The organism is Leptolyngbya sp. 7M, assembly GCF_018128485.1.
This window is the reverse complement of sequence record NZ_CP070897.1, coordinates 5,663,874-5,679,506: the sequence shown is the minus strand read 5'-3', so window position 1 is coordinate 5,679,506 and position 15,633 is coordinate 5,663,874. Positions and strand designations below refer to the sequence as shown.

Sequence of the window (15,633 nt, the reverse complement as noted above, 5' to 3'; positions counted from 1 at the left end):
TTGCCAAATCCTCGCGATCTAGTCAACAAATCTTGACTTCCGGAATTTTGCGGTTGAGGTTCATTTAGTCTTCACATTGCGCTTGCCCTAGTTCTAGATCGACGGGTTTACAATCACCTAGGAACGGTTGCTGGCCAGTTAGCGTCAATGGCCCTTAGAGCCTAGCTCAACGTCAATTGCAATCAATCTCACTCAGGTCAGAGGAGTAGTGCTGATTTGGGTAGGTCAGGCAGGACTGTTGAAAAATCGAGAATAAGAGCCAGCAAACTGACCGGCAGCTAGTTTGGACTATCAAAGCGAATCCATGACAGCGAATCCATGACAGGGCGCAATCGTTGGGCCGGGCCAAGTTGACAAATGCCACACTCAACGATTCAGACCTCAGCGGTGCCGATTTTCGGGAAGCCACCCTTCATGGTGCCACCATGAACCGCGTAGACCTGAGTGCCATTTTGGTCAAAGGGGCAAAATTTGGCCAGAACGAAGGCTTAAATAACAGTGACCGAATTAAGCTCAAGGCTAGAGGAGCCATCCTAGAAGGGCGGATCAATCCGCTCAGGGACAGCTCCTAACTGAGAGCTAGACTGAGGCACCAGGTTGATTCCTGCTGGAGATCAACCAACTTAAGATTTTCCAGGCTCGTTTGCGTGCACTAGCTCTGGTTCTTCCTCAAGCGGTGGACGATTAATCATCTGCTGGGCAGAAGGACGCTTTGAACGATCCAGGTTGGCCAGACGCACCGGTTGACCCGTTTTGATCGACTCGTACAGCGCTTGAATAATCCGCACATCGATCAGTCCTTCTTGACCCGACGGCTCAGGATCTTTGTTTTGCAGAATACAGTCCGAGAAGTAAATGAATTCGGCTGCTAACTGGTCATGACCAGCAAAGGATTGTTCTTCAGTTTCACCTTCAACCGTAATTCGGTGGCTAATCTCGCCCTGCCAAGTATAGGCCGGTTCAACCTGCAAGTCGCCTTGCGTACCAATCACCCGATAGCTCGATGCCTTCGCCGCACCAAAGCTAACCGTAAACGTGGCTAGCCGGTCCTGAGGAAACCGCAGGATGGCACTCGTCACTTCATCTACTTCCTTGAAGCGCGCTTCGCCGTTATTGGCACTGGCGGCAAACACTTCAATGGGGTCATCTTGAAACAAATAGCGGCAGGCATTAATGCAGTAAATGCCGATATCATCCAGTACACCACCACCTACTTCTTTACGTAACCGGATATTATCCTCATCCTTTACCTGTTGCGTAAACACCGAATTAAAGATGCGCGGCTCACCAATTTCACCGGATTTGAGCACTTCAATCGCCCGCAGATTCGCTTCCTCTAGGTGCAGACGATAGGCAATCATCAGCTTCACGTTATTATCTCGGCAAACTCGAATCATCGCCTCACAGTCTTCTGGCGTCACGGCCATTGGTTTTTCGCACAGCACATGGACACCAGCCTTCGCCGCCCGCTCGGTATATTCTCGATGCAAATGATTCGGTAGCGCGATATAAACCGCATCCACTTCGCCACTGTTCAGGCAAGCTTCATAGCCATCATAGGAATAGGTTTTAGCAATTCCATACTGCTGGCCCAGTTCCTGTCGTTTCACTTCGTCATCCGAGACTAGGGCAACCAGCTCAGAATTCTCTGCATGGGTAAAGGAAGGCAGCGCCGCCGCTTGCGCGAACCACCCTAAACCAACCACCGCATAGCGAATTTTTTTGACGTTTGTTGAATTATTTTTGGGTGCAGCTTGAGTAGATGTCGCCATAATTCCTCTTTGCCTCCTGTTTGACAAGCTAAAGAAATTCACAAGCTTCAGATTGAACTACTGCTGATAGCGAAGGTATTGCTTCGCTCAATCAGTTCAATCCTTAAGGTCAATTCAAACGTGAATGGGATTGATAATCATTATTGAAACAGAAAGGTTCTGGAGATGGTCAGTCAGAAAACGATCGAAATCGTTAAGGCAACGGCACCGATTATCAGAGAGAAAGGTGAAGAAATTACTCGGCGAATGTATGAAATTACCTTTGAAGAACGACCTGACTATAAACGCAGTTTTGAAACAACCTGGATGCAGCATCTGGATGGAGGTGGGCAGGCTCACAAACTAGCTGCCGCCGTTTATGCCTACGCTACTCACATTGACCGCCTCGATGAGTTGGCGACCGCAGTAGATGCCATTGCCCATCGGCATGTAGACACTCACATCCTGCCTGAGCAATATCCGCTGATTGGCGAAAAACTGTTGCAAGCGATGAAAGATGTGTTGCAAGATGCTGCTACAGATGAAGTAATTGCGGCATGGGCCGAAGCGTATGAGGCTCTAGCAACCCTCTTTATTCAACGAGAAAAGGCAATCTATCAACAAGAAGACCAAGAACTGACTCAGCAGTTGGCAAAAGCGAACCACTTGAGTGCGGCGGAGAGACTATCATGAGTAGATTCATTCAAGCGGCGAGGCTGACGTTGGGCAACGAAGGTCAGCGGCTTAAGGTGAATCACCTAATATGGAAGAGGTGATGGCAATCTCCGCTCGATACGGCATTGAGCTGCTGTTTGGCCCTGAACATGCACTCGTTTGATCCCCTACCGGACGAGCCAATTTGAGCCGCAAGATTAAAGCTGATTAAAGACTCTTTTGAGAGAAAACAGGGGGCTGCAAATGCATACGGCAACAGAAGGCTATGTTCGGGCTGCCACGGTAGAACAGGTTCGCAAGGCGGGGCGCTTAGTGATGGCAATCGGTGGCCACACTGTTCTCTTGATTCATGAGCATGACCACATCTATGCGGTGGATAATCGCTGTCCCCACATGGGGTTTCCGCTACATCGGGGCACGGTGAAGGACTGTATTCTCACCTGTGATTGGCACTATGCCCGCTTTGATCTGATGAGTGGGGGCACGTTTGACCTCTGGGCTGATGATTTACCGACCTTTCCGGTGCAGATCCAGGATGGTGAAGTGTGGATTGACCTAGCGGCCCACACCAATTCCTTGGAACATCACCGGCAGCGGCTGCAAGATGGTTTAGAGCAGGGCATTTCGTTGGTGCTTGGTAAATCGGTGATTGCCCTGCTGAGTCAGGGAAACTATGCCACGGAAGCCTTTCGGATGGGATTAGAGTTTGGGGTGAGATATCGCCAGAGCGGCTGGGATACCGGCTTGACGATTCACACCTGCATGATGAACCTGTTACCCTATCTGGAGGCAGAAGACAAACCGCGGGCCATGTATCACGGTTTTGGCCCACAGCGCACCAGGCTGTAAACCCGGTTGGTTCCACAACTGCCCTGCCATTTCGCCCATTACGATTAAACCGAATGAATCAATCAACTACTCTCTATATTTCCATTAAACCTGCCCCTCTTTTCAACGAATCACTGAATCGGCTTCATCGATCCGCTTTAATCCCTGACCAAGAAATTGTTAATGACTGCAGGTATAGAGTGTAAATGTGGCTAAGTATAGAATGTACCAAAACAAAATAAGAAAAAAATAAGAGCCGGTCTCAGGAGTAGGGTTTTCAGGATAGGTTTTGCCTCCCTTGACAAGTGGAATGTCCCACGGCAAACTTGCTTGAGGGGTAGCCCCTATTCAGAGCTTCTCTAATTCTTGACTTTATTGGACTCTGTGCTTTAATTCCTAAAAAGAAAGCTGTTGACAAATTTTCAGTAAGATAACCGCGCTGAAAAATTGTATAAGACGATCAAGAGAAGTGTCTCTTTTCAGTTATCTTATATTTAGGCTGAACTAAGTTGTGTGTTTTCAGATATTTCAGTTGCTTAAGTAATAGATTTTCCCGGATCAACCCCTAAATTACCTGAAATATCCTGTTGATTCTCTATACTAACCCAATCAATACTAACCCAATCAATATTCACACTTCATAGCACCTGATGAGTTGCCTATTTGACAGGTGTGAGGTAGATCACATAGAGGCTACTCGAGTGGATTAACTCGGCTTCAATGACTGAAAATTCTCACGTACAGAGACGAAAAAGGGGCGTCATCCTAAGCCCTCAGGGTTGGCAGCGGCTACAGCTAGCAGAACAGCAGGCAGCCGAACTTAACAATGCCGGTAAAGGGTACACATTGGAACAGTTGGGCGAACAAACCGGACTTAGCCCCAACACGATCACCAAAGTTCGCCGCCGGCGGTTGGCGGTTGATCGCCAAACCCTAGAATTTTACTTTAATGCTCTCAAGCTGACGCTGCACCCGGACGATTACATCAGCATGGATACTGATGTAGTCACCGGATTGCAGATGAAACCGATCCGGGGGCACCTGCCGCTCGACTCACCGATTTACGTGGAGCGGCCTCCGATTGAACCTCTAGCCTACGAGGAAATTCTTCAGCCAGGTGCGCTAATTCGGGTCAAGGCTCCGCGCCAATTTGGTAAAACCTCCCTGATGGTGAGAATCTTGGCGGCTGCTCAGGAAAAAGGTTTGCAAGGAATTGTGCTGAACATGCAACTGGCCGATGCCACGGTTTTTCAAGACCTGAATCGGTTTCTGCGCTGGTTCTGTGCAGTGGTGACCCGCAGCTTGCAACTGCCCCATCGCGTGGATGACCACTGGCATGAGGTGTATGGCGGCAACTACAACTGCACTGATTACTTTGAGAATTATCTGCTCCCGGAGCTAGACGAACCGCTGGTGCTGGCATTAGATGAAGTTGACACCATCTTCGATCATCTGATGAATAGAGAGATGCCGATGCTCTGGAAAATTGCCCAGGCTAGCGCTACATAGCGAGTAATTTGGGAGATCTTGCGGCGTCCGGCCTCGCCTTCGTTTTTCTGTAAGTCTTCTAAGCTAGGAATCGCTGCTGCCATCAACTGCATGATGATCGAGGCGTTGATGTAAGGCAGAATTCCTAACGCAAAAATGCCAAGGGCTGAAATGCCACCCCGGCCAAAATATCTAAAATGCCAATCAAATTACCCAAGCCGCTGCCCTGCAACCCTTGCTGAAAGGCCGCACGGTCAATACCGGGCACTGGAATATAAATCCCTAACCGGATCAGGATCAGCATGCCGATAGTAACAAGCAGCCGACCGCGAAGACCGGCTGCCTGAGCCATTTGCACAAAGGTTTCCTGAGCCGTGGGGGTCTTGTCTCGACTAACTACCATAAACAGATACCTCTAGTGGCGGGATCTAGCGCATTGCTAGAACAGGGAGTCTCGATGCCAAAATTGAGTCAAACGTAATTTTGCCTACCACCCAAATTCTAGCCGACGACTTCGCAAGTTCCCCCAGCCGCTTCGATCTTCTCTTTGGCTGTAGCTGTGAATGCCGCGGCCTGGACCTTAAGGGCAACCGAAAGATCACCATGACCCAGAACCTTGAGGGGGCCGTCGTCAGTCGTGATAATTCCGGTATCCATCAAAGAGGCCAGATTAACCTCGGTATTTTTGGCTAAGTCCGCTAAGTCACCGACATTGATGATCGTGTACTGCTGACGATTGATCAGCGGAAAATGCTTCAACTTAGGAATCCGGCGGTACAAGGGCATTTGCCCCCCTTCAAACCCAGGCCGAGTCGGACGGCCCGAACGGGATTTTTGGCCCCGCATGCCAAAGCCACAGCTTGCACCTTGACCCGCTGCGATCCCACGCCCGACCCGGCGCTTACGTTTTTGTGAACCTGCCTTAGGGGCAGCGTCTTCTAATCTCATGACTATCCTCTCAACTCAAGTGATTGGGTAACTATAGTCCTGCTCAGAAATCTGCTGAGCGCTCAGGCATAAAGGTTCTCGACCGGAATACCTCTTTCTTCAGCTACCTCCGAGAAGGTGCGGAGTGAGGCTAGGGCATTTGCTGCGGCTCTCGCATTGTTGAGCGGGTTGTCAGAACCGAGCTGCTTCGCCAACACGTTGCGGACACCGGCCAGTTCCAGAACGGTCCGCACGGCACCCCCAGCAATTACCCCCGTACCCGGAGCAGCAGGACGCATCATCACTTTGGCTCCACCCCCAGCTCCGTTCACCGGATGGGGAATCGAGTTAGCTTTGGTCAGAGGCACTTCTACCAGATGCTTTTTGCCATCAGCCACACCCTTACGAACGGCACCAATCACATCACTGGCTTTGCCGACGCCGACGCCGACCTGGCCTTTCTCGTTGCCCACAACCACGATCGCGCGGAAGCTCGAGGAGAAGGGCTACCGTCCAGCAATCGCAGTGCAAACAGATGTTGCAGTTTCTCCTATGTTGATAGTGGTTCCGGTTACGTCTGCGTTGGGTGCATTACGCTTTCCGTTTACAGTGCAAATTGAGCCATCAGAACAAAATGGTTTGACCTTACCCTCTGTAGCAATGGTGTTTCAGATGCGAGCAATTGATCGAAAGCGCATCATTCGCAAGATCGGTGAATTGGAGATGCAATATTTAATGCAAGTTGATGCAGAAATCTGGCGAATGTTAAAGCCACCAGCAAATGAAAGCGAGCTATGCTGATCCGAGCAATTTTGGAGTGGGATAATGAAGCACAGGCTTACTCAGCAACCTGTCCAGAGCTTAATTTTGTATCTTCCTTTGGGGAGAGCCGAGAAGAAGCGATTGCCAACTTAAAAGATGCGATTTATCTGATGCTGGAGCCTTCCTGGAGTCTGTAAATTTCTTTGTGTCGGTTAGACTCACCCGCACGTGAACGGCGGGCTAATAGAACAAGTACACTAAAGTGCACTGAAATGCTGATCTAGCCTGCTTTAGCAGCCTTCCTTCACTAGCCCGCGATTGATCTGCGGGTGAGAGAAACACGAAGCGATAGGCTAAATTGATACAAAACTCGAGACAGACTCAAATCTACTGCCATTGCACATCTCCTAAAAGATGCTGAACAATGCGGTTAATCTGTTCACGAATTGCAGAATCTTGAATTTCCATTGAGCGATTGCCAACACTGGGACGAAGGTTGATTAAAGATTCATAACCTACTTTCTGTTGAAGGGGGTACCAAGCTGCTCCCTAAATATGTCAGGTTTAGCAAGTAAACTGTGTATCTCGCTTCGTCGGTTGGCGTTGTACCGAAGCAGGCGGTTCGCCTATCTTGGCGTTGATATTGCTGTGAGGCAAGGCATCGTTTGATCAAAACCGCAGAGTGATAGTGCTGTAGATCAAAACAAGAAATTCTCTTCCCAAACCAATACATTTGTTCTACAATGCTGTTAATCAGCTTTGACATGCGGTTGGGTGCTGCCATCCAGACCCGTTCCGTTCAGTTTTTGCATATGTTTGTACTTTGTATGCGTTTGTAAGCTTCATTCGCAATTCAGTAGCAACCGTCGGGCAGGCGAGCAATCACGTCTGGAGGAATCATGCGCGCGGTCAAAGCTGGCGTTTCAGGCCCTTGCATAATCCCTTGCATAACAGCAACGAGTGTGACCTATGGTGCAACCTCAACTTCCAACTTTCCCCCCCACTTATCCTGCTAATTCACCAACCTATCCTCCCGCTTATTCCTCCAATCATTCTGCCCGACCAAGACGCCGCAAGCAGAAAGCACAGCGACAACGGCTGGCGTCAGAACTGCTGCGCTGGGCTGCCCTGACTCTGCTGTTAGCGGCTGGCGGCAAAATGCTGGCTCGGCAAGAACTTGGCTCAGAAGCTACCACCTGGGTGTGGAACGGCTCGGCCTTCGTCGTGCCCTCGGCCATGTCGAAGTCGGCGATCAACACGATGACGCAGAGCCTGGCGGTCGAATGGGGGCGCTACAATATGCGCTTCAACGCGATCGCGCCGGGCCTCTTCCCGACCAAGGGGATGAGCGCGCGCCTCGGCCCCGGCGGGCGCGGCGGCAATTCGAACAACGAAATCAACCCGATGGGCCGCCACGGCGAGATGCACGAGCTCGCCAATCTCGCGGTGTTCCTGATGGGCCCGGGCGCCGAATACGTGACCGGCCAGACCATCGCGATCGACGGCGCGGGCTACCAGGCGACCGGCGGCACTTTCTGGGGCACGCTGCAAGGGCTGGGCGATACGGAGTGGGATAGCTTGCGCGCAATGATCAAGGGCACCAACGCCGCCGACAAGGCGGAGCGGGTGACGGAGTAGGGCTGTTCGGGACGTTGTCGCGGAGGGGGCTTTTCGAGAAGTTCCAGCAATAAGCCGACTTTCCGGTGACGACCCCATTGCGGACATTGGCGGACCGTGCATGATGCACCACTAATGTGGTTCTCGAAGAGCAGGCGGGCCGACCAACGGCAAGGTGAGGAGAAGCCCTCGGAGCGGTTGGTTGAGCAACGAGTGCGCAACCGCATCATGGAGGAGGTTTGGGGCCTCTCCAAAGGTGACAGCGAGGCTGCTAAAGCAGGACCAACTGAATGGTTCGAAACCTTCTTCGAATGGTTCCCGTATGAAGGAGAGCCTACGTGGTATCCAGCTATGACGGAGGAAGAAGCAAGTGCAGTGCGTGAGGTCTGCGCCTTGATGCAGCAAGCGATTTCTGACCCGCGCATTCCGAAGCAACCGAGCGTGGAAGAACTAACCCGAACGGGATGGCCAGAGAGAATCGCACCGGTTGCGAGGCTGTCGTCCGACTTGATGCTTCAACGAGGCCGGTTCTCGGAGGACATAGAGGAAGAAGTTCCCTCCGGTCCGACCGACCTTTGGCAAAGCTGAGCGTCAGCTTTCCACCCCAAGGCAGACATTTTCCTACACGCCCCGCACCTGCTAGCCCGCGCCTCTGCTCTTTCGCATGGTCAATCGGCCCTCGGCCCCACAAGGTGACACCCGGACGCCGCAAGGTGACGCCTTTTCGCGCAAGGTTACAAAACTTCCCCTGGACTGTGTAACACGTGGTCCATGTCTCGCGGCGGAAGGGGGCGAATCGGGTATCGTCTACTCACCCCGGCAATGGCCACCCGCCATGCCTGTCAGCCCACTACTCCCTCCGCCAGGGCCTGCGCGCGCTTGTAGTCGGGCTTGCCGTTGTTGAGGCGGAGCGACTCGTCGGTGAACACGTAGAGCCGCGGCACCTTGTAGCCTGCCAGACTGGCGCGCGCGTGGCCGTCGAGCGCGGCCTCCAGCCCCTCGCCGCCGCCCTGCACCACCGCCGCGATCTTGCGGAATCGCCTCAGGCAAACAGGCAATCAGCACTGCGCCTAGAATCGGTGCCCAAATCAAAATACTCAGCATAGCTGCGGTCACTCCTTAATTGGCCGAATTTACCGTTAGGATTGGCTAGTGGTTGATCTACCTATGTAGAAACCATCTGTAGAAACCATCGAGTGTGAATGTCTTACTCCCAGCGAGACGCTGTTAATCAGGTTAGATTACTCATTTAGATTACTTAGAAGTACCAGTTCCCATAGGACCAGGCTAGAGCCATGAGGGCCAGAACCACACCGACAAACAGCGTCAGCAAATAGTTACGCGACTGGCCGGAAATGGTGTACTTCAAACTTTCACCGCTAAAGATTGAGGCAACCCCAACGAAATTGACTAGTCCATCAACGATGTAGCGATCGAACCAGGCGGTCAGGCGTGCTCCTTGCACCACACCCAAAACAACGCTGATTTTGTAGAGGCGGTCAATACAGAAATCGTACGCCAACACCTCACGCACCGATTTCCAAACCAGCCCAACCGGCTTGGCCACTCGTGGACTCAGATAGAGCCAACCGCCCAGACCAGTACCCACTGCTCCCGAAAGCACCAGCAAAGCGACTAGCGTAGGATTCACCTGCTGCCAACTCGGCAACACCTGCCACTGCTGAAGCACCAACGGCAAGAGCAGTACCGCGATGGTCAGAGTCACCATTGGTAGGGCCATCAGCCACATCACTTCCGGTGCCCGACGAGTCTTGGGCTTGGTCTTTCCCCAAAAGACGAGGCCAAACACTCGCACCAGGTTAAAAGCGGTCAGTCCATTCACCAACAGCAAAATGCCAATTAACCAGGGAGCAGTAGCCCAGACCCCTTCAGACCACTGAAGCATGGCCCAAAAGCAGCCCAACGGCAGTAAGCCAATCATGGCCAGTGCTCCGACCACATAGGCGGCCGTAGTCGCAGGCATCCGAGGAGCCAGCCCGCCCATTTCGGTCAAGTCTTGAGTACTGGTAGTCAAAATAACCGAGCCGATGCTCATAAACAGCAGCGCTTTAGCAACGCCGTGAGTTAAGAGAAACAGCAGTGCCACCTCGTCCTGCTGGGTACCTACCGCCAGAAAGACCAGCCCCAAATAAGCGCTCGTCGAGTGACACATGGCCCGTTTGATGTCGATTTGGGCAATTGCCACCAATGAGGCTCCAACAGCAGTCAAGGCACCCAGAATCATCAGGACCTCCAGCACCGTTGGCGACAAGGCAAGGACCGGCTGGAGTTTGATCAGCACGTAAGCTCCGCAGGCCACCACCACCGAGTTCCGTAAGATTGACGCCGGGTTGGGGCCTTCCATCGCCTCATCCAGCCAGAGGTTGAGAGGAAATTGGGCACATTTACCCGTAGGTCCGGCTAGCAAAGCCAATCCAAGCAACGTGGCAACTAGAGGGCTTAAGTTCGCAACTTTAGCCCACAGATCTAAATGGGTCGATTAATGATTTCGGCAATCGGCAGATTATGCAAACTACGGCTTTTGAGATAGCGTGGTGAACTATTGAATTGAATTGAATTAGACAATACGCATAATCCGATCAGAAAAACTGTTATACTCTGCCGTTTCCATCTCTGATGCTGATGGATCAATCGATTACTGATCAAATAGGCTACAGCTAGCTGTGCTCCTAAATGAAAGGGTAGCCAATAGCGAGGTGCAGTTGAGTAACGTCCGTTGCTGATAGCATCAATTACAATTAGCATAAATGGTATCGGCAACGACAGCGATAACACAAATAACCATTGCTGCCTCGACTGTTGACGGAGATTGTAAAATGCATAGAGAATCACTGCTACTACACCAGATGCCACAGTGATTTCTACTGCTGCGATCAGCCAAGGTTCGGTAATCACCGGCACATCAAAATACAAAATTGCGGCACTATAAAACCAGATTGTAGCTTTAGCAAAACTGCTAAGCGGTAACCGCATCCAGGTGGTATTGGACCGGATTGTCTGCCAGGACTGGGCAACTAACCAAATCCAGGGCAGTAAGGCAATTAGCGCTGCTGCCAAGATTATGCCGAATCGTCGAGTCTGTTGACTGAAGCGAAATTTTTCAGTAGCTGCCACATACAGCCCCTGTCCAGTGGCTACCAGCAGCGACAGTAGAGAAGTATAAAAACTGAGGCTGAGCATCAGGCCGTAGAGTACCCAGTTTCCAATCGCATTGTGTCGCATGGCTTGCAGTAGCGTTGCTCCACTTAGGATCAGCAGCAGCACCCACAAACTGTAGGGACGGGCTTCTTGAGCATAGGCAATGAAAAAGGGAGAGATGGCCATTAGTCCTACAGTTAGCCATGCCGTCAGCCTGTCTTCAAACAGCAACCAACTGAGCCAATATATTCCTGGCAATACCAGCAAGCTGCACAGCACTGAAAAACTGCGAAGTGCGGTCACAGAACTGCCCCATATCTGCATCCAGCCGCGAGTCAATAGAAAATAGAGCGGTGCATGCTCTGGGCTGGTTTGGAAGGCGGCTACTGCATCGGGTAGGGAGCGTTCGGGCGTGAGTTGCTGATAGCGCAACAGGTCTTCTGGCGTATGCAGAGCACCAGTGGCTAGTGCTGCAGTGACTTCCTGTTTGGTATAGCCAGCCGCCCGTAAAACCGTTGCTACTTCGTCTACCCAAAATACTTTGCGATCCAAATAGCCAACCCGAAAGATCAACCCTAGAATTAGGCAGAAAATAATTAGTGGAACAATTCCAGGAATTTGCCAATGACTGTCTTTAGATCTCATAAACAAACCCTAAAGACAACCATAGGTTGATAATCGAAGACAGACGCTGAGTCATTCGCACAATAAATTGTTGGACTGTTTGCTTATATTGCTTACCCCCAATTTGCATTACGTTGTCATGATTGGCATTGGGAATCAAAAGTAGATGCTTAGCCGTTTTGTATCAATGTCGGTTTGCATCCCATAAATGCGCTTCAGTGCCATTACCACCTCTTCTAGGGCAGCGTTTCCAGCTCGTTCACCCAGTCCGTTCACTGTTGTATTAACTGATACAGCCCCAGCCTGAATTCCGGCCAAAGCATTGGCAGTTGCTAAACCCAGATCATTATGGGTATGCATTTCGACCGGAATCGCCAGACGAGAAACTAACCGATGCACTTTTTTGTAGGTTGTTAGAGGATCCAAAATGCCCACCGTATCGCAAAAGCGAAAGCGAGACGCTCCCCAAGATTGAGCTAACAGGGCGACATCCAGCAGAAAAGATTCATTCGCTCTAGAAGAATCTTCACCGCCCACCGATACATCCAAACCATGATCGCGAGCAAAGTTGATGCTATCTCGCAGCCGATCCAGCATGACCCGCCATTGCCCATGAAATTTAGCGGCAATTTGAATCTCTGAAACTGGAACCGAGATATGAACGCGCTGCAGGCCACAGTTGAGTGAAGCCTGAATGTCTGCTAAGTTAGCTCGGTTCCAGCCCAGCAATTTTGCCCTTAGCCCCAGGTTGACAATCGCCCGAATCGATTCGGCTTCCTCCTGCCCCATGATTGGAATACCGACCTCCAGTTCCTCAACCCCAATCGAGTCAAGGAACGTAGCAATCGCAATTTTCTCTTCGATATTGAAAGCAATTCCAGCGGCCTGTTCACCGTCACGTAGGGTAGTATCGTTGATTTGAATGAGTGAGTTAGTCATAAGCTGCATTGCTAATCCGCAACTTTGTGATGTTTTGTTGATTCATCTGAATCATCTTTCTGAAGAAGATCCAGCATGTAATTTTCCGTCACTATAATAGAGGCAAACATCGCCACAAGCGTCATAATTGCCATAAACATAGATACCTCCTAGAGATTGAATCACCGAAGCAATATTTTGGATAATCGCCTAAGCCCGATTCACAAACGCCAAGGTCAGGCTATCTTCAGCCAAGAAATGAGCCAGATGAAACGCCCGATCTTCGGTTTGCAGCAAGATCTGTTCGTACAGGTAGCGTGTAGCCCGGTCGCCCACACTTTCTGCTTGGGCCGCCTGCCGCCGCAGCACATCAATCACAGCCTGCTCAGCGTATAAGTCATTTTGCACCATCTGACGAGCTGTAAAACAACCGTCTGCTTCTGGCGTAAAGCAACACAGTTCTGCCAATTTGCCAAAGCTCGCCGCCGGCACTCCGCCCAAGCCATTTAATCGTTCACCGAGCTGATGCACGTGATTTTGAACTTGCTCATAGCTTTCAGCAAAGAATTCATGCAGTGAGTAAAACTCTGCCCCTTCTACTACAAAATGATGTTTCTGGTATTGCAGATATAGGGCTTGGAAACTAGCTAGGGCAATATTCAAACCTTCACAAACCGGAACAGTCACTTCCTGACCTAAACCGATTGAATTGAATTGTTCGATTTTGCTTGACGCGAATCCGATACAACAGGGTCCATGCAAAGCGAGTCATCCATAGATCCGGAAGAATATCAACTCCCATCTGAGCCGGTAAGAGTAGGACGTCCGCTAGCAGAATGCCCCCCTACATTTTATGGTCCCGAATCAAAAACTGAGTGTAGCTGCGCCATTTTTGATCAATTCATGCATCTTACTAGCGCCCGTGATCACGACTCCATCCAGCAGATCTTCCTGTTTATAGCCCCGGCTCTCGACGCAAGGCGTACAGGCCCAGAGGTTGCCACCCCGCGACAGAAAGTCTTGCACCAAGTTACTCAGGGGTTCAAGTGGTTTCACCTGAGTCGTATTAATTGCACGGTTTCTGACCAGATCAACGCCGGAGCTGGTTAAAAAGATGGAGACGCGCAGCCCCGCGGTCAATCCGCCATTGGCTATCGTTAAGGCCACTGAGGATAGTTCATGATCCGTTCCATGTGTGACTAAAACAACTAAATCGCGAGTATTTTCTGCCATGATATTTCTCCTGTTTAAGTACTCAATCAAATAGATTGTTTTGTCGTCGTTAAATCAGTTGACATTCCAGTTAAATCAGCTTGTATATATTAGAAATACTGGCAATGATCGGCCTTGATCGCCTTCTCTTCCAGGAACCAAAGCGAATTTACAATGCCCTCTGCCTCTGGAATAAGCTGCGACTCCGTCACGTCGAACGTGGCGGCTGCAAGCTGGCATCCGTAGAACCGCACATTACCTGTCCGTTTCACCAACTTGATGAAATCATGGATTGCCAGTGGGTCACCATCACGCCGGACTCTGTCCTTGAACCATGCTTCTTCTGTGGCATGCTGACAATCGATTTTGACCGCCTCAGCACCCTGCTCGGTTAGAACCCGCACGGCCCACAGCACGAACAAAATATCAACTTCAACTCCCTGTTTTGCTGCAACATACGCAAAGGTCAACGGTGTATACAGCCGATCGTAGCCGTCATCTCGAATTACAATCGCCAGCTTTTGCATGTGATTTTCCTCTGAATCAGTTAAGAGATACAGCCTTTTTCAGACTAGCTAATCGCTTTAGTTCTATCCTTGACTATTTGCCGTTAATATAGAATGACTAAAACACTGGGATTTTTGACCAAAGCTCCAGGCATTGCCTGCTGATACGGCCAGGTTTCCTCCCTAGTGCTCCTGAGGCTATGGATGTACTTTCAGATATCCTACGGGTCATCCGGTTTTCTGGAGTGATCAATCTGCGTCCAGAATTTTCTGCTCCCTGGATGATTGAGACTCCCTCCTGTGCTAACTTTGCAGACACCATTCAGGCTGATACAACCCGGATTGTTCCGTTTCACATTGTGGCAGAGGGAAACTGCTGGGTAAAAACAAAAACCGATATCTGTCAGGCTCTTTCCTCTGGGGATATCATTATTTTTCCGCATGGGGACGCTCACATTTTTGGAAGCCAGATGTCGTACTGATCGACCGGGTAGAGACAGACGCGCAAACCTTCGTGCAACAGCTCAGTCAGACAACCTCATTGGCCGATCTACCGCTAATTACCCTCACGGCAGATCTGACACGAGCGGCAAACCAAATTCCAGGGCTGGCCGTATTCCCCTACCTGGCTATGATTGCCGCCAGCGAAGATGGGACCCTCCCTCAGCCCGACATGGCCGAACTAATACAAATCATGCAGCTTGCGGCAGGCGTGAGTTGGGTACCGCATATTCTGATCGTGGACTGCGGCGCAATCGAACTAGGTGAGCCGGTGGCTGCATCCCGCCCACCCGTGCGGGCGCTGGTCCAGTATTTGCAAACCGCTGGGTTTCGTAGTGCGGTCAGCCATAGTTGGGAAAAGGTACAGCATGCCCTCCAGCATCAAAGCGTTGATCTGTTGCTGTTCTGCGTCACTCCCGTGACCTCGGCTGCAATAGTCACCCAGATGGTACATAGCCTACAACAGCTTGCCAATTATCCGCCGGTAGTAGTTTGGAACTACCACAGCCAAACGGTAACCTCTGCTTCAGAAGCATCCGAATGGAACCGAGTAGCCACTCGGATTTTGCCTCCATCTCTCTCAATCCTGGAACTGCTGGTCCAAATCAACCAAACCCTGGCTGAATCTCGTCAGCATTTGGGAGCAACTCAGCGGTGAAGGGAAA

The 15,633-nt window shown here is 50.9% G+C and carries 20 protein-coding genes and 3 pseudogenes; 10 read left to right on the top strand and 13 right to left on the bottom strand.

Annotation, left to right across the window (positions count from 1 at the left end; all coding sequences use genetic code 11):
- Window positions 1–335 precede the first annotated feature (335 nt).
- Entirely contained in the window at window positions 336–572 is a 237-nt protein-coding gene (locus tag JVX88_RS29905) for a pentapeptide repeat-containing protein (protein WP_225931220.1), read from the top strand.
- A 51-nt stretch (window positions 573–623) separates the two neighbouring features.
- Here the strand turns inward: JVX88_RS29905 and JVX88_RS29900 are convergent, their stop codons facing one another.
- Window positions 624–1,772 (bottom strand): Gfo/Idh/MocA family protein, encoded by a 1,149-nt coding sequence (locus JVX88_RS29900; protein ID WP_211622120.1) that lies wholly within the window; start codon window positions 1,770–1,772, stop codon window positions 624–626.
- Window positions 1,773–1,937: 165 nt separating this feature from the next.
- Here JVX88_RS29900 and JVX88_RS29895 point away from each other — a divergent pair, with 165 nt between their 5' ends.
- From JVX88_RS29895 to JVX88_RS42465, 3 genes are all read left to right on the top strand, one after another.
- Window positions 1,938–2,444, top strand: a complete 507-nt coding sequence (locus JVX88_RS29895) for a globin domain-containing protein (RefSeq protein ID WP_035999773.1) — start codon at window positions 1,938–1,940, stop codon at window positions 2,442–2,444.
- A gap of 225 nt (window positions 2,445–2,669) precedes the next feature.
- On the top strand, window positions 2,670–3,275 hold the full coding sequence (locus tag JVX88_RS29890) for a Rieske (2Fe-2S) protein (RefSeq protein WP_211622119.1): 606 nt from the start codon (window positions 2,670–2,672) through the stop codon (window positions 3,273–3,275).
- A gap of 699 nt (window positions 3,276–3,974) precedes the next feature.
- Window positions 3,975–4,763, top strand: coding sequence for an AAA-like domain-containing protein (locus tag JVX88_RS42465; protein WP_211622118.1), 789 nt, complete (start codon window positions 3,975–3,977; stop codon window positions 4,761–4,763).
- On the opposite strand, the pseudogene JVX88_RS44555 reads toward JVX88_RS42465, so the two are convergent.
- The 3 genes and pseudogenes from JVX88_RS44555 to rpsE form a co-directional block, all read right to left on the bottom strand.
- Window positions 4,715–5,145: pseudogene (locus JVX88_RS44555) on the bottom strand (preprotein translocase subunit SecY); the annotation flags it as partial. The gene JVX88_RS42465 and the pseudogene JVX88_RS44555 overlap by 49 nt on opposite strands.
- Window positions 5,146–5,243: 98 nt before the next feature.
- Window positions 5,244–5,690: a 50S ribosomal protein L15 gene (gene rplO / locus JVX88_RS29875; protein WP_211622117.1), complete on the bottom strand. Its 447-nt coding sequence runs from the start codon at window positions 5,688–5,690 to the stop codon at window positions 5,244–5,246.
- A 62-nt stretch (window positions 5,691–5,752) separates the two neighbouring features.
- A pseudogene (gene rpsE, locus JVX88_RS29870) lies at window positions 5,753–6,163 on the bottom strand (30S ribosomal protein S5); the annotation flags it as partial.
- Between rpsE and JVX88_RS29865 the strand changes: the two are divergent.
- Both JVX88_RS29865 and JVX88_RS29860 read left to right on the top strand, forming a co-directional pair.
- Window positions 6,054–6,470, top strand: coding sequence for a type II toxin-antitoxin system PemK/MazF family toxin (locus JVX88_RS29865; RefSeq protein WP_225931219.1), 417 nt, complete (start codon window positions 6,054–6,056; stop codon window positions 6,468–6,470). The pseudogene rpsE and the gene JVX88_RS29865 overlap by 110 nt on opposite strands.
- Window positions 6,464–6,628 (top strand): type II toxin-antitoxin system HicB family antitoxin, encoded by a 165-nt coding sequence (locus tag JVX88_RS29860; RefSeq protein ID WP_211622115.1) that lies wholly within the window; start codon window positions 6,464–6,466, stop codon window positions 6,626–6,628. The genes JVX88_RS29865 and JVX88_RS29860 overlap by 7 nt, the downstream gene beginning before the upstream one ends.
- 190 nt (window positions 6,629–6,818) lie before the next feature.
- Here JVX88_RS29860 and JVX88_RS44550 read toward each other — a convergent pair.
- Window positions 6,819–6,968: pseudogene (locus tag JVX88_RS44550) on the bottom strand (DUF5674 family protein); the annotation flags it as partial.
- A gap of 621 nt (window positions 6,969–7,589) precedes the next feature.
- Between JVX88_RS44550 and JVX88_RS29855 the strand changes: the two are divergent.
- Together JVX88_RS29855 and JVX88_RS29850 are read left to right on the top strand one after the other, a co-directional pair.
- Entirely contained in the window at window positions 7,590–8,069 is a 480-nt protein-coding gene (locus tag JVX88_RS29855) for an SDR family oxidoreductase (protein WP_211622114.1), read from the top strand.
- A 114-nt stretch (window positions 8,070–8,183) separates the two neighbouring features.
- Window positions 8,184–8,636: a hypothetical protein gene (locus JVX88_RS29850; protein ID WP_211622113.1), complete on the top strand. Its 453-nt coding sequence runs from the start codon at window positions 8,184–8,186 to the stop codon at window positions 8,634–8,636.
- 254 nt (window positions 8,637–8,890) lie between these two features.
- Here the strand turns inward: JVX88_RS29850 and JVX88_RS29845 are convergent, their stop codons facing one another.
- The 8 genes from JVX88_RS29845 to JVX88_RS29815 all read right to left on the bottom strand — a co-directional run bounded on the left by JVX88_RS29845 (window position 8,891) and on the right by JVX88_RS29815 (window position 14,488).
- Window positions 8,891–9,106: a hypothetical protein gene (locus JVX88_RS29845; RefSeq protein WP_211622112.1), complete on the bottom strand. Its 216-nt coding sequence runs from the start codon at window positions 9,104–9,106 to the stop codon at window positions 8,891–8,893.
- A 200-nt stretch (window positions 9,107–9,306) separates the two neighbouring features.
- Window positions 9,307–10,533 (bottom strand): proton-conducting transporter membrane subunit, encoded by a 1,227-nt coding sequence (locus tag JVX88_RS29840; RefSeq protein ID WP_211628936.1) that lies wholly within the window; start codon window positions 10,531–10,533, stop codon window positions 9,307–9,309.
- A 2-nt stretch (window positions 10,534–10,535) separates the two neighbouring features.
- Window positions 10,536–11,852, bottom strand: a complete 1,317-nt coding sequence (locus JVX88_RS29835) for a glycosyltransferase family 39 protein (protein WP_211622111.1) — start codon at window positions 11,850–11,852, stop codon at window positions 10,536–10,538.
- Between the two features lie 135 nt (window positions 11,853–11,987).
- Entirely contained in the window at window positions 11,988–12,770 is a 783-nt protein-coding gene (locus JVX88_RS29830) for a hypothetical protein (protein ID WP_263975304.1), read from the bottom strand.
- An 11-nt stretch (window positions 12,771–12,781) separates the two neighbouring features.
- Window positions 12,782–12,910, bottom strand: a complete 129-nt coding sequence (locus tag JVX88_RS41260) for a hypothetical protein (RefSeq protein ID WP_263975303.1) — start codon at window positions 12,908–12,910, stop codon at window positions 12,782–12,784.
- Window positions 12,911–12,959: 49 nt separating this feature from the next.
- Window positions 12,960–13,436: a Dps family protein gene (locus tag JVX88_RS29825; RefSeq protein WP_225931218.1), complete on the bottom strand. Its 477-nt coding sequence runs from the start codon at window positions 13,434–13,436 to the stop codon at window positions 12,960–12,962.
- A gap of 177 nt (window positions 13,437–13,613) precedes the next feature.
- On the bottom strand, window positions 13,614–13,982 hold the full coding sequence (locus JVX88_RS29820) for a DsrE family protein (protein WP_211622110.1): 369 nt from the start codon (window positions 13,980–13,982) through the stop codon (window positions 13,614–13,616).
- Window positions 13,983–14,071: 89 nt separating this feature from the next.
- Window positions 14,072–14,488, bottom strand: a complete 417-nt coding sequence (locus JVX88_RS29815; RefSeq protein WP_211622109.1) for a DsrE family protein — start codon at window positions 14,486–14,488, stop codon at window positions 14,072–14,074.
- 179 nt (window positions 14,489–14,667) lie between these two features.
- Here JVX88_RS29815 and JVX88_RS29810 point away from each other — a divergent pair, with 179 nt between their 5' ends.
- Both JVX88_RS29810 and JVX88_RS29805 read left to right on the top strand, forming a co-directional pair.
- Complete coding sequence (locus tag JVX88_RS29810) at window positions 14,668–14,949, top strand: cupin domain-containing protein (protein ID WP_211622108.1); 282 nt, start codon at window positions 14,668–14,670, stop codon at window positions 14,947–14,949.
- A gap of 32 nt (window positions 14,950–14,981) precedes the next feature.
- Complete coding sequence (locus tag JVX88_RS29805; RefSeq protein WP_211622107.1) at window positions 14,982–15,626, top strand: hypothetical protein; 645 nt, start codon at window positions 14,982–14,984, stop codon at window positions 15,624–15,626.
- Window positions 15,627–15,633 lie beyond the last annotated feature (7 nt).

Excerpts from the sequence above, each read along its gene's own strand:
- JVX88_RS29900 (WP_211622120.1), bottom strand. The coding sequence starts at position 1,772 with ATGGCGACATCTACTCAAGCTGCACCCAAAAATAATTCAACAAACGTC.
- JVX88_RS29895 (WP_035999773.1), top strand. The coding sequence starts at position 1,938 with ATGGTCAGTCAGAAAACGATCGAAATCGTTAAGGCAACGGCACCGATT.
- JVX88_RS29890 (WP_211622119.1), top strand. The coding sequence starts at position 2,670 with ATGCATACGGCAACAGAAGGCTATGTTCGGGCTGCCACGGTAGAACAG.
- JVX88_RS42465 (WP_211622118.1), top strand. The coding sequence starts at position 3,975 with ATGACTGAAAATTCTCACGTACAGAGACGAAAAAGGGGCGTCATCCTA.
- rplO (WP_211622117.1), bottom strand. The coding sequence starts at position 5,690 with ATGAGATTAGAAGACGCTGCCCCTAAGGCAGGTTCACAAAAACGTAAG.
- JVX88_RS29860 (WP_211622115.1), top strand. The coding sequence starts at position 6,464 with ATGCTGATCCGAGCAATTTTGGAGTGGGATAATGAAGCACAGGCTTAC.
- JVX88_RS29855 (WP_211622114.1), top strand. The coding sequence starts at position 7,590 with ATGCTGGCTCGGCAAGAACTTGGCTCAGAAGCTACCACCTGGGTGTGG.
- JVX88_RS29850 (WP_211622113.1), top strand. The coding sequence starts at position 8,184 with ATGTGGTTCTCGAAGAGCAGGCGGGCCGACCAACGGCAAGGTGAGGAG.
- JVX88_RS29835 (WP_211622111.1), bottom strand. The coding sequence starts at position 11,852 with ATGAGATCTAAAGACAGTCATTGGCAAATTCCTGGAATTGTTCCACTA.
- JVX88_RS29830 (WP_263975304.1), bottom strand. The coding sequence starts at position 12,770 with ATGACTAACTCACTCATTCAAATCAACGATACTACCCTACGTGACGGT.
- JVX88_RS41260 (WP_263975303.1), bottom strand. The coding sequence starts at position 12,910 with ATGTTTATGGCAATTATGACGCTTGTGGCGATGTTTGCCTCTATTATA.
- JVX88_RS29820 (WP_211622110.1), bottom strand. The coding sequence starts at position 13,982 with ATGGCAGAAAATACTCGCGATTTAGTTGTTTTAGTCACACATGGAACG.
- JVX88_RS29815 (WP_211622109.1), bottom strand. The coding sequence starts at position 14,488 with ATGCAAAAGCTGGCGATTGTAATTCGAGATGACGGCTACGATCGGCTG.
- JVX88_RS29810 (WP_211622108.1), top strand. The coding sequence starts at position 14,668 with ATGGATGTACTTTCAGATATCCTACGGGTCATCCGGTTTTCTGGAGTG.